Raw genomic sequence first — 12,085 nt, 5'->3', positions numbered from 1 at the left:
CGAAGCCCCGCATCTTCGGGGGGATTACCTTAGGGAGTTCCGATGTATTATCCGCTAGCAAAAAGTTTGTTATTTCAGTTTGGGCCTGAGCGAGCTCACGAGATGACGATCAAGTTAATGAAACACACCGGTCGTACGCCTTTAAATTATTTGTATCGGCAAAATATACCAGATAATCCTGTATCAGTTATGGGCCTTGATTTTTGTAACCCTGTCGGTTTAGCTGCCGGGATGGATAAGGATGGCGAGTGCCTTGATGCTTTTGGGGCCTTAGGTTTTGGTCACTTAGAAGTTGGAACTGTGACGCCTAAAGCTCAGGACGGCAATGCTAAACCTCGTTTATTTCGACTCGTTGATGCGGAAGGCATTATTAATCGAATGGGGTTTAATAATAAAGGGATCGATTATTTGATCCAACAGATCAAGCAAACTAAGTATAAAGGGATTATCGGAATTAATATTGGAAAGAATTTTACGACTCCGGTAGAACAAGGCAAAGATGATTATTTAATTTGTCTTGAAAAAGCTTATAGTTATGCTTCTTATATAGCGGTTAATATTTCCAGTCCAAATACTCCAGGGCTTCGGACATTGCAATATGGCGAAGCTTTGGATGATCTATTAAGTGCGCTAATGGCCCGGCGAAATGAATTAGCGACCGAGCATGGGAAAGTTGTTCCATTGGCAGTTAAAATTGCCCCTGATCTTAGCGATTCAGAACTGGAACAGATTGCCGATTCGCTGGTTAGACACGGTGTGGATGGTGTCATTGCAACAAATACAACGCTGGATCGGAGTATGGTTGAAGGGCTTCATTATGCTGAAGAAACTGGAGGTTTAAGTGGCCGACCATTGCAAAATGCTTCAACAGTTATTATTCGGAAATTACATCATTATTTAAATGATCAGCTTCCCATTATTGGGGTGGGTGGAATTGATTCGGCTGTCGCTGCGAAAGAAAAAATATTAGCAGGGGCGAAATTGGTCCAAATTTATAGTGGATTTATTTATAAAGGTCCCGATTTAATTCGACAAATTAGTCAGATTATTTGACAAATGGCAGTAATATATTTTATATATGCAATAGAACTATAAATTATAGAATATCTATTCAAGGCTAGGATATGTTACTGCAACCCAACAAAGAATGGCGCTGGTTGTTCGAGTCTTCGCGGCAACGGATGACGTTGCTGCTTGGACGTGATCTTCAGTTCATTACTGAGTTGGAAGGGCATAAGATGAATATTGCTGGCCATTCCGCTCAAGAGTTTACTTGTGAGCAGACTCGACGTTATTACCAGTTGGTCGAACGACTTCAGGTATTTGATTGGCCTATTCCGGTAAAAGTGCAGGTGGTACTTAATGCTTTAACAATGGCGGAGTATCATAAACCTGTTATGCCGCAAAGTTGGTTTTTCGAACAAGGTAGTGAGATGCAACCCTGTGAAGTCGGCGACATTATTGCGATGAAAACGCATTATGGGCATGCTGATTTTATGGTATTGGAAGTTGAAGCGACAACTGCGTTATGTATGGCTTTGGATCCTGAAACACCTTTAAGTTCAACGAAAACATTAAATCGGTTTGGGGTTATTAAAGTAATGCGTGATCGGATTATTGATCAACATTCATTGTTACCGTCTCAGTATGCCTATGCGGGATGAGCGAAATAAGATTTATGATGGTTGCCAAAAGCTCCTTTATGGAGCTTTTGGCATAAACAGCATATTTTAATTTAGAGTATTTCACATACCATATTATTTCTAACGCCACCAAATTTCAGCCTGAGCTCCAAAACTGAGTTGATTTTTTCGATCATCGGTAAATGAAAAATCGGTAATATCATTATTTAGTATATCAATATAGGTTGCATAAAAACGTAGTTCGGGACGTGAGCGCAACATACTAGTTGCGACTTTGATCGTATGAAATAAAGTAAACTTATAAGCACTTTCATAATTAGTTGTGCCATCATGGCGGCTAGACTGACGAAAATAACCAAGTTCAAAGCCAGTTTGGTTGTATTCATTCCAGATATAGGCTGGACGGGTGACTAATCTTAATGCCTTCATATCGGTGTGAGAGATATCTTGATCATAGTTATAGATGTCTTTGCCGTAGGCCAATACCCAAGCATGGGCCATAATCATTCGGTGATTTAAAAAATACTGTTCCCCCTGAGAAACTAATCGGGTAGCAAAGCCGTGGTGATCGCCTCTGAAATTATTTAAATAGCCATAATCTGGATGAGCACCATCGGAGATCCAACCCATACTGGAACCATAAGAATTAGAACCATATTGCAAGAGTAATTGTTGAAAACCACCATCATTGGTTTGCTTATCGATCCGAGTTGTCAGTAACATAGCTCCTCGAGGTTCATAGTGACTACCATCGCTAATGGCTTGTTTTACGTCATGGGTTTTATTTGGATATTGGTATTTTCCGGAAAGCGTTAAATTCCAACCGTAGCTTATAGGATAATGATAAAATTTAGCAAAGGCTGAATAGGTGTTGAGATTAATGACATTGTCGTTATTCGTTAAATCTTTTCCGTGATAATCGAAATCCTCCCGCACTAGCGCAATATCAAGGGAGCCTTTGTGAAGTGTTATTTTATCGATCCCAATCCCAGCTCCTGAATTTACCCGAGAGCTTTTCCAGTCCAGCATCTGAATATCATTCCCTGCGATATTATGCCGCCCAAGCCAAAGTTCAGCACCAGGGAGTGCCGGAATGAAATTTTTTGTCCGGACATACATATCTAGAAATTGGTTATAGTCATCATATTGGCCTGCGCCTATGACTTCACCATTATTTTCAAGGCCTGTATTGCCATCGATCATGATAATCGCGTCGATCCAACGATCACCTTTTTCAAAGGCTCGCTCGCGAAAAATAATGTCGTAAGCGCCGTTATATTCATTACCAAAGCGTCCTAATGATCCGGGAGCATAGCGTTGAGGATTGCCTAAATTTGAAGCAAAGATCCCGGCTCTGAAATAACCACTGAAGTTAAATGTACTATTTACATCTTCAGGATTTTTTTGAACACTTTCAGTAGAAGGTGGTTTTTTATACGGTTTTGCAGCCAGTTTTTGACGATCATTTAATTTTTCTTCAATTCTGGCTAAAGCTAATTTAGTCGCTTCGAGTTCCGCTTTTAATTGAGCAATTTCTTTCTGAGTTTCTAAATCTTGGGAAGCAAATGACGGTGATTCATCGGTAAAAAATAATAAAATAACTATTAATATTAAACCGAGTCCATTTTTATATTGGTACATTACTTTATTCCTTGAAAGTTTAATGTAGGGAAAAATAGGGTTTTTAAAGAATTTAATTAAAAATATAGAAATCCGTCATTCTCTTCTTTAGAGAATTTTTTATTAGTAATGCTATTTAAATCATGTTTCTCATAGTTTCTAACAAAGTTAATCCAGAAGGGTCATATGAATAAATTCGTGCCCTTGTGTTATTTATGTGACCGTCGTTTAACACGAAATAGCTCAGTGTTTTCGTCGGTTAACAATGAGAAATAGAATTTATCTACGTATGAATCCTGATTAGTCTGGATGGATGAAGAGCGCTGGGATAATAAATTCAAAAGGCATATAATATTTTTTTATACTGTAATATTCGTAATATCCTGAACTTATCAATGTCGTATTGATGAATAATATGTATCTTTTTAGGATTAATATGTGACACATATGATGATTAGTTTTTTCGAGTATGGATTTAAATACGGGATTTAATTCATCACTTTTGTTTCTCCATTTTAAATTTAATGTGATGTGCATGATGGACAAAACCGCCAATAGGTTGGGGTGAATGGATAAGTTACGGCATTTGTAGGTGCTTGTTCGATCAGACTCATAAACAGTGAGTCCTAAACAGGATAAGACATACTGTTTGAGTAATTTTAACGTGATTTGAAACACCATATACTCCCTAATGAAGAATTTATCACTAGGTTATCATTATATTTTTCGATGAATAATTAAAATATTCTCGGTTTTAAATCTAATTTTTCGATAACGCTCGCAAATACTTGGTAAGATTGGCATTACATTGTCTGAAATAAATATCAGGATTGTGATCATGTTCAAAACTACACTCGATCAATGGTTCGTTTTTAAAACAATTGTGCAGCAAAAAGGATATTCAGCAGCGGCTGAATATCTCAATCGAAGTCAATCGACGATCAGTTATTCGATGGCAAAATTACAGTCACAGATGGGATTGCAATTGGTGCAGATGGAAGGAAAACATTGTGTGGTGACTGCATCAGGGAAGCGATTACTCGAGATGGCCCAATCTATTCTTAGTGATTTCGAGTATCTGGAGCAAGTTGCTAATGGTATTTCGAATGGCATAGAAGCACAGATTAAACTCAGCATGGATAATATTTTTCCAAAGGATGTGTTGTTTCAGGCGATTACTCAATTTAGTGAAAAATTCCCAGCAACCGAAGTGGTGGTTGATGAGCATATTCGGTTGTTATTCAGTGATACACAGAATTACGATCTACGAATTGCTACTTCAGAGGATGGCTTGATCCCTGGCCCCAAGTTGCTTGAAGTCCGGTTGCTTCCTGTTGCGCATAAGGAGCATCCGATCTTTCAGAGTGAGCAGAGTAGTTATGTATTATCGGATCTCTCTAAATATAAACAGATCTTTTATAAACGATCGTTTGTAGATGATGATGATTCGGAGAATTCAGTTCCCCGGCGGATCTGGTCGGTGCATTCTGTTGAATCAGCCGTTTCTGCGGTTAAGGCTAATTTATGTTTTGGGTGTTTGCCATGGCATTCGATTAAAGAATTGGTTGAGTCTGGAATCGTGCGGCAAATTCCTGTTGAACCTAAACTTGAGATTGATATTCCACTTTATCTGGTTGAGAAAAACTCTTTGGCACAAGGTCCTGCGACTCAATATTTAGCACAGATGATCAAAGATGCTGCATCTGAGTATCAAGCACATTAGTGTTTAGTTCGCCGAGGTTTAATGATTAATATAATCTATAAATTAGATTAATATCGCCAAATATTTGAATTTTTAATCGATTTTTTCAATGCTAATGTGAAAGAAAAAGGATGTTTCTATGAAATTATATTTTTCTCAAGGCATTGAACAGTTGCCTAAAAAAGTTCTTATTTTGTTAAGTGGTCTATTAGTTATTCCTACTGCATCGGCGACAATGGCTGAGCAGTGTCAGCAGTTAAAAGGTAAATCCGTTCTTAATGGCGTTATTACTGATGCTCATTGGGTGAAAGAAGGGTTGTCTAAGTTAGACCCACAGCGGCTGATGACAGGGGCTCCAAATCGGCAATTTAAATTACCGAGCCATTGTCTGATCAGCGGTTACGTTAGTAAACGAATGGGGGAAAATCAAAAGCTATATGCCTTACGCTACCAACTGAGGCTTCCTAGGCATTGGAATCAGAAATTCATTTTTCAAGGCGGGGGCGGGAATGATGGCTTCATTACCGGTGCCTTTGGCACAATTCCTCTTTATGGTTCAACTGCATTACCGGCCTTATCACGCAATTATGCGGTGGTTTCGATGAATGGTGGACATGATGGCCTTGGGGCTGAGTTTGGTCTCGACCAACAGGCGCGTCTTGATTATGCCTATGCAGCGATTGGTAAAGTGACCCAGACAGCCAAACTTATTATTCGCCAGTATTATCAGCATCCACCTAAGCATTCGTTTTTCATGGGATGTTCAAACGGCGGACGAGAAGCCATGATTGCGGCCCAGCGTTATCCTACAGAGTTTGATGGGGTTGTTGCAGCCAATCCTGGATTTAACTTGAGTCATGCTTCTATTGCAGAGGTGTGGGATACGCAGGCATTGTATAAGATTGCTCCCAAAGATATTCAAGGACGAAAAATTTTAGCGAATGCTCTGATACCCTCGGATTTAAAATTACTAAAAAATTCAATACTGGCACAATGTGATCAATTAGATGGGGTTAAAGATGGAATTATTAACGCTTATAATCGATGCCATTATGATCCGACCATTCTTGAATGTCATTCAGGTCAAACGACACACTGCCTCAGTTCTGAGAAAGTTGCTGCGTTGAAACAGATTTTTAATGGGGCGAAAGATCCTCGCAGTGGCAAACCACTCTATAGTGACTGGCCGTATGATGCCGGGGTGGATACGGATGGTTGGCGCATGTGGAAGTTAGGTTTTTCACAGGATGCCTTACATCCCGATTCTTTTAATGAAGCAATGGGAATGAAGTCGGTGCAGTATTATTTTATGACACCTCCGGCCCCCAACGTCTCACTACAACAATTTAGCTTTACTACCGATACCCCTGAAATTCGAGAAACAAGTGCTCTGAATGATGCAACGTCAACGATGTTATCGACGTTTAGTCATCGAGGTAAGCTGATTATTATCCAGGGAATTTCGGATCCGGTTTTTTCAGCGAATGATATTAAAAAATGGTACGAAAAAACGAAAGAAGATACCTCCAATGGTAATCTCAAAGCACTTCAGCAGTGGAGTCGACTCTTCATGGTTCCGGGGATGAATCATTGTGGTGGCGGGCCTGCTTTAGATAATATTGATCCGTTAACAGCCTTGGAAAACTGGGTTGAAAAATCGAAAGCCCCAGATTATTTAGCTGCTAAGGGCAAAGCTTTTCCGGGGAAAGAACAACCTTTATGTCCTTATCCTCAAACGACTCAATATAACGGTTCTGGGAATATCAACGATATTCATTCATATCACTGTCAATAATCGTGCAATAAAAAACCGGGAGTTATTGCCCCCGGTTTTTGTCAAAGTGAAAAGAAGGATTGTTATTTTGGAATTTTAACGTCCACGCCTTTAACAAACCACATCATGCCGGCTAATTCTTCATCGGTCATAACATGGCCTTCTTCGACACGTTTTTTGCCGGTATTGTCATACAAAGGACCTACGAATGGATGAAGTTCTCCAGATTTAATTTTCTTCTCAGCAGTTAATACTGCAGTCTGAATATTTTCAGGAAGCTTTTTGTTTAAAGAGGTAATTTGTAGTACGTCATCTTCTAAGCCACCCCAAACATCTTTAGGTTTCCAGGTCCCATCCATAACTTCTTGAGTAGTTTTGATATAGAAAGGGGCCCAGTGGTTACGCAGTGAGAACATGGTGTGATCGGGAGCGTAGTGATACATATCCGAAGCCTGACCAATTCCCCAAAAGCCGCGTTTAGCAGCAGCAATGAGCGGTGCTGGGCTATCGGTATGCTGCAACATAATATCGGCGCCTTGATCCATTAGCGCATTGGCAGCATCAGTTTCTTTAGCTGGATCATACCAAGTATTCACCCAAACCACTTTAATTTTAATATTAGGATTAACAGTTTTAGCACCCAGATAGACTGCATTGATATCCCGGATGACTTCAGGGATCGGGAAGGTTGCTACATAACCAATAGTATTGGTTTTAGTCGCAAGGCCTGCCGCAATCCCAGAAACATATCGACCTTCATAAGTACGAATGTTATATGAGCCCATATTGCGAGATTGTTTGTAGCCGGTTGCATGTTCGAAGATGACTTTAGGGAAGCGTTTTGCAACTTGCAGAGTTGGATTCATATAACCAAAAGAAGTTGTAAAGATCAGTTTATTTCCGGCCTTTGCTAATTGTGTGATGACTCGTGCAGCATCGGCACCTTCATCTACATTCTCGACATAAGTCGTTTTAACTTTATCCCCAAAATGTTTTTGCAATCCTAACCGGCCTTGCTCATGTTCATAACTCCAGCCATGATCACCAATTGGACCAATGTATACAAATCCGACTTTCAGCGGATCTTGTTGTGCGGCCTGAGTTGTCATAGCCGCCGCGCCAAGTATCGCCGCAGCAATCCAATTTTTTATTTTCATTCAATATTACTCCATTCCTGATAGGGGATTAATAAACAGCCATAACTGTGACTATAATTATGCTTTAAGTTCCTTTTTCCTGTTACCCATGCCGTCTAAACGGTTTAGCTAGACTCATGGGCGCGGCCAATTTCTGGCGAATAGGGTTTGAGCTAATCAATACCATGACAACGATTGTTGCAGCATATGGAAGCATAGCTAGAATATTTGGGGATATATCAAATCCCATTCCTTGCATGACGAGATGCAAAATGGATGCTAACCCAAATAAATAGGCCCCAACAACAATATATCCTACACGCCAAGATGCAAAAACGACCAGCGATAAGGCAATCCATCCTCGGCCAGCTGTCATATTTTCCATCCACATGGGGGTATAGGCGAGGGACATGTAGGCACCTGCTAATCCTGCAAAGGCCCCACCTGTTAATACGGTTAAATACCGAACTCGAATCACTTTAATGCCTAATGCATTGGCAGAATATGGATTCTCTCCTACGGCTCGAATGACTAATCCAGCTCGGGTGCGGTGCAATAACCACCAGACCAAAACCGCCAGAATGAAGCTGGCGTAGACTAGTACACTATGATTAAAAAAGATTTTTCCGATAAAAGGGATCGCATCTAATCCTGGGATATTCACGACCGGAAATCCAGCAATAGTTGCCCCCACTAATTTGGCGCCGAGGAAGGCACTGAGTCCAGTGCCAAAAATAGTTAAAGCCAGTCCGGTTGCCACCTGATTTGTATTTAATGTGAGTGTTAAAAAGGCGAATAGCCATGACATAAACATCCCGGCAATAATGGCGAGAACAATGCCCAGCATCAGGCTATGGCTAAAATAAGCGCCTGCGAAACCAGCCATTGCGCCCATCAACATCATTCCCTCTTGCCCTAAATTAAGGACCCCGGATTTTTCGCAGATTAATTCACCTAAAGCGACTAAAAGCAATGGCGTTCCAGTTTTAATCGCTGCGAATAAAACTTGTTGTAATAGATCGATATCCATAATTTTTTATTCCCTTTTTTAATGCTCTGCCGCTTGGCCTGAATGACCCCATACCAGTCGATTGTGAATAAGAAAATCACTGGCCAACAAGGTGAATAAAAGCATTCCCTGAAATAATCCCGTGACTGCGGTTGGGATACCTAAATCGATCTGTGCTAAATCGCTACCTAAATATAAAATTCCCATAAAAAAAGACGCGATAATGACGCCAAATGGATTTAAGCGGCCAAGATAGGCCACAATAATGGCTGCATAGCCATATCCAGGAGAAACTTGGGGAACAAGTTGTCCGATAGGTCCTGTCACTTCAGCTACACCGGCAAAACCTGCGAGGGCCCCGGCAGTTAACATCACACCCCATACAATTTTATTTCCATTGAATCCTGCATATTTAGCAGCGGATTCATCGGCACCATAAACCCGCATTTTAAAGCCGGGAAGGGTTCGATAAAGTAATAATCCAGCCCCGAGCGCACAGATAACCGCGATCACGATACTGATGGAGGCTCGTCCGGAATCGGTTAAAGTTGGTAATAAAACTGGATCGGCAAACATCGCGGATTGAGGAAAACCAAAGCCCGTGGGGTCAATCAGTGGGCCATGAACAGCCCAAAGTAAAAGATACATGCCAATATAATTCAGCATAATTGTGGTTAGAATGACATTAGTTCGAAACAGATGATATAACAGAGTTGGAATGGCCGCCCATAGCATCCCTGCCACACAACCGACAAGTAAAGTTAATACCAGCCATGAAGGGCCACTTTGTTCGGTTGCTTTCAATGCCATCCAACTTCCAGCTAAAGCACCCACTAATAGTTGTCCTTCTGCCCCAATATTCCAAATATTGGCTCGGTAACAGAGCGCTAACCCGGTGGCACAAAGCAGCAATGGAGCTGCCTTAACAGCCAATTCGCCTAAGTTATAACTGTCACTCAACGGTTGAATAATAAATACATCGAATGCTTTGGCTGGACTGACTCCCAACGCCACAAAAATGAGGCTTGAAAAAAGCATTGTCAGTAGAATTGCAAAAATTGGAGATCCCCAAGTCATCCACCTTGAAGGTTCGAGTCTAGGCTGAAATTTGATCATGATGCAGCCTCTACATTATTGAATCGTCCGGCAATCCACTGTCCAACTTCTTCTAGCGATGTTTCAGCCGTGGGAACGGGTTGGCTGAGTTGCCCTTCATAGAGAGCTGCTAATCGATCACTAATCATAAATAATTCATCAATATCTTCTGAAATCACAACGATTGCGGCGCCTTGATCTCTTAACTGGATCAATTGCCGGTGAATAAAACTGGCCGCACCAATATCAACCCCCCAGGTTGGATGTGCACAGATGAGTACCACTGGATTCTGTGATATTTCTCTTCCTAAGATGAATTTCTGTAAATTTCCCCCAGAAAGGCTTTGTGCAATGGATGATTCGTTTCGACATTTCACATCGTTTTGTTGAATTAATTGTTGGCAGAGTTGTGATATTTTATGTTTACAGAGCCAACCGAATTTGACCAAGGGATGTTTTGAATTGGTGAGAAGGGTATTATCGATTAAACTCATTTCAGGGACAGCTCCCTGACCGAGTCGATCAGTTGGAACATAAGCCATGCCCATTTGTCGTCGAATCCCACTATGAAATCGCCCAATGGGTTTATGATTCAGCATAATCTGATGATGTTTGGCGCGCGTGTCTTCACCACTGAGGGCCTGTAGTAAATCTTCCTGCCCATTGCCAGCAACCCCCGCAATTCCGAGAATTTCACCCGCTTGAAGTTGTAAATTTATTTGTTTAAGACCTGTCCCAAAAGGGTGGGTTGGTGCCAGAGTTAATTGATCGATTTTAAGTACCGTTGTCTCATTGAGCTTATGCGGGAATGTTTCACTTAAAATGGCATCGTCACCCACCATCATTCGCGCAATGGAGGTTGGAGTTTCTTGGGCTGGATGGCATTCCCCAGAAACTTTACCGCCTCGCAGAATTACTGCACGATCACATAATTCAGTTACTTCTTTGAGCTTATGGCTGATGAACATAATGCTACAGCCATTATGAGTTAACTTCCGCAGAACTTTAAATAACCCAGCGACTTCTTGAGGAGTTAAAACAGATGTTGGTTCATCCAGAATTAATAGCTTAACATCTTGAATCAAGCAGCGGAGGATCTCTAGCCGTTGTCGCTCACCAATGCTTAGATTATGAACGTAACGTTGCGGATCTACATGCAGATCATAGGTATCACTGAGTTTTTTTATGGCTTGAGGTAAATCACTAATTTTAGAAACAACTTCTCGATCCAGCCCTAATTCAATGTTTTCTGCTACCGTTAATGTTTCAAAAACCGAAAAATGCTGAAATACCATCCCAATTCCCATTTGTCTGGCTTGGTTTGGTGATTTTATAGAGGTTGGTTGGCCCAGCCAGTTTATTTTGCCTGATGTCGGCTGAGTGACACCATAAATCATTTTTACAAGTGTTGATTTTCCTGCACCATTTTCACCCAGTAAGGCTAAAATCTCTCCCTGAGCGAGTGATAACGAAATTTGATCATTTGCGATTACGCCTGGATAGTGCTTGCTGATTTGCTGTAATTCTAGCAAGGGCGGAAGTGTCTGCGTCATTACTTATCCATTTATTCTTGTTTACATCCACTAAGCAAAAATTAATCCACTTAGGGTGTTTCATCCATATTGTTTATATGTGTTCTATGTCGCATTTCCGCTAGAATAATGCAAATTTTTTAGTGAAAATGTGATGATAAAGGTCGTTATAATAGCTTGATTGTCGGCAATTGCTAGAGGCTGTTGATCTTTCATGATTGAATTTTGTTTAAATGAAACACATTTTTAATGCGGTGCGGCTTACGATGCTTCATGGGTGAATCCAATAGCGCACAACAAAGTTCAGAATATATTTTAATGGATTTGTGGAGTGAGCAAGGCTTGATGTGGTAGTGCGAGGTAGTGCCGATGATTGTAATTAAAGATCATTGATTCTCCGGGGACGAGGCAGAGTCATCGCATATGTTCTGCAAGAGTTTATTTCCAACCGGTGGGGGAACGGCCCCCATTGATGGCAGCCCATGCGTCCGAGTGTTACGGCTGTGCTCTTTTTAATATCTTGTTCTTTGAATTTATACATATTTATATTTGTTGCAAAATAATCACAAACGGT

General features: G+C 40.9%; 9 protein-coding genes. 4 read left to right on the top strand and 5 right to left on the bottom strand.

Going from position 1 to position 12,085, the window contains the following annotated elements; all coding sequences use genetic code 11:
* Nucleotides 1-42 precede the first annotated feature (42 nt).
* Both pyrD and ABUE20_RS07495 read left to right on the top strand, forming a co-directional pair.
* Nucleotides 43-1,053 (top strand): quinone-dependent dihydroorotate dehydrogenase, encoded by a 1,011-nt coding sequence (gene pyrD, locus ABUE20_RS07500; RefSeq protein ID WP_408619258.1) that lies wholly within the window; start codon nucleotides 43-45, stop codon nucleotides 1,051-1,053.
* 71 nt (nucleotides 1,054-1,124) lie between these two features.
* Nucleotides 1,125-1,664 carry a cell division protein ZapC domain-containing protein gene (locus ABUE20_RS07495; RefSeq protein ID WP_408619257.1) on the top strand — a complete coding sequence of 180 codons (540 nt, stop codon included), beginning with the start codon at nucleotides 1,125-1,127 and terminating at the stop codon, nucleotides 1,662-1,664.
* Between the two features lie 99 nt (nucleotides 1,665-1,763).
* Here ABUE20_RS07495 and ABUE20_RS07490 read toward each other — a convergent pair whose 3' ends face one another.
* Complete coding sequence (locus ABUE20_RS07490; RefSeq protein ID WP_408619256.1) at nucleotides 1,764-3,284, bottom strand: carbohydrate porin; 1,521 nt, start codon at nucleotides 3,282-3,284, stop codon at nucleotides 1,764-1,766.
* An 817-nt stretch (nucleotides 3,285-4,101) separates the two neighbouring features.
* Between ABUE20_RS07490 and ABUE20_RS07485 the strand changes: the two genes are divergently transcribed.
* Both ABUE20_RS07485 and ABUE20_RS07480 read left to right on the top strand, forming a co-directional pair.
* Nucleotides 4,102-4,986 (top strand): LysR family transcriptional regulator, encoded by an 885-nt coding sequence (locus tag ABUE20_RS07485; protein ID WP_408619255.1) that lies wholly within the window; start codon nucleotides 4,102-4,104, stop codon nucleotides 4,984-4,986.
* A 118-nt stretch (nucleotides 4,987-5,104) separates the two neighbouring features.
* Nucleotides 5,105-6,760, top strand: coding sequence for a tannase/feruloyl esterase family alpha/beta hydrolase (locus ABUE20_RS07480; protein ID WP_408619254.1), 1,656 nt, complete (start codon nucleotides 5,105-5,107; stop codon nucleotides 6,758-6,760).
* 62 nt (nucleotides 6,761-6,822) lie between these two features.
* Here ABUE20_RS07480 and ABUE20_RS07475 read toward each other — a convergent pair whose 3' ends face one another.
* From ABUE20_RS07475 to ABUE20_RS07460, 4 genes are all read right to left on the bottom strand, one after another.
* On the bottom strand, nucleotides 6,823-7,896 hold the full coding sequence (locus ABUE20_RS07475; RefSeq protein ID WP_408619253.1) for a BMP family ABC transporter substrate-binding protein: 1,074 nt from the start codon (nucleotides 7,894-7,896) through the stop codon (nucleotides 6,823-6,825).
* A gap of 82 nt (nucleotides 7,897-7,978) precedes the next feature.
* On the bottom strand, nucleotides 7,979-8,905 hold the full coding sequence (locus tag ABUE20_RS07470; protein ID WP_408619252.1) for an ABC transporter permease: 927 nt from the start codon (nucleotides 8,903-8,905) through the stop codon (nucleotides 7,979-7,981).
* 18 nt (nucleotides 8,906-8,923) lie between these two features.
* Entirely contained in the window at nucleotides 8,924-10,000 is a 1,077-nt protein-coding gene (locus tag ABUE20_RS07465; RefSeq protein WP_408619251.1) for an ABC transporter permease, read from the bottom strand.
* Nucleotides 9,997-11,532, bottom strand: coding sequence for an ABC transporter ATP-binding protein (locus ABUE20_RS07460; protein WP_408619250.1), 1,536 nt, complete (start codon nucleotides 11,530-11,532; stop codon nucleotides 9,997-9,999). The genes ABUE20_RS07465 and ABUE20_RS07460 overlap by 4 nt, the downstream gene beginning before the upstream one ends.
* Nucleotides 11,533-12,085: the final 553 nt, after the last annotated feature.

Origin of the sequence: Celerinatantimonas marina (genome assembly GCF_046054165.1) — a bacterium.
In the GTDB taxonomy this organism is placed as follows: Bacteria; Pseudomonadota; Gammaproteobacteria; order Enterobacterales; family Celerinatantimonadaceae; genus Celerinatantimonas.
This window is presented reverse-complemented; position numbering and strand designations above follow the sequence as displayed.

What these genes read in the sequence shown, in the direction of transcription:
- pyrD (WP_408619258.1), top strand. Translation starts at nt 43, where the DNA reads ATGTATTATCCGCTAGCAAAAAGTTTGTTATTTCAGTTTGGGCCTGAG.
- ABUE20_RS07495 (WP_408619257.1), top strand. Translation starts at nt 1,125, where the DNA reads ATGTTACTGCAACCCAACAAAGAATGGCGCTGGTTGTTCGAGTCTTCG.
- ABUE20_RS07490 (WP_408619256.1), bottom strand. Translation starts at nt 3,284, where the DNA reads ATGTACCAATATAAAAATGGACTCGGTTTAATATTAATAGTTATTTTA.
- ABUE20_RS07485 (WP_408619255.1), top strand. Translation starts at nt 4,102, where the DNA reads ATGTTCAAAACTACACTCGATCAATGGTTCGTTTTTAAAACAATTGTG.
- ABUE20_RS07480 (WP_408619254.1), top strand. Translation starts at nt 5,105, where the DNA reads ATGAAATTATATTTTTCTCAAGGCATTGAACAGTTGCCTAAAAAAGTT.
- ABUE20_RS07475 (WP_408619253.1), bottom strand. Translation starts at nt 7,896, where the DNA reads ATGAAAATAAAAAATTGGATTGCTGCGGCGATACTTGGCGCGGCGGCT.
- ABUE20_RS07470 (WP_408619252.1), bottom strand. Translation starts at nt 8,905, where the DNA reads ATGGATATCGATCTATTACAACAAGTTTTATTCGCAGCGATTAAAACT.
- ABUE20_RS07465 (WP_408619251.1), bottom strand. Translation starts at nt 10,000, where the DNA reads ATGATCAAATTTCAGCCTAGACTCGAACCTTCAAGGTGGATGACTTGG.
- ABUE20_RS07460 (WP_408619250.1), bottom strand. Translation starts at nt 11,532, where the DNA reads ATGACGCAGACACTTCCGCCCTTGCTAGAATTACAGCAAATCAGCAAG.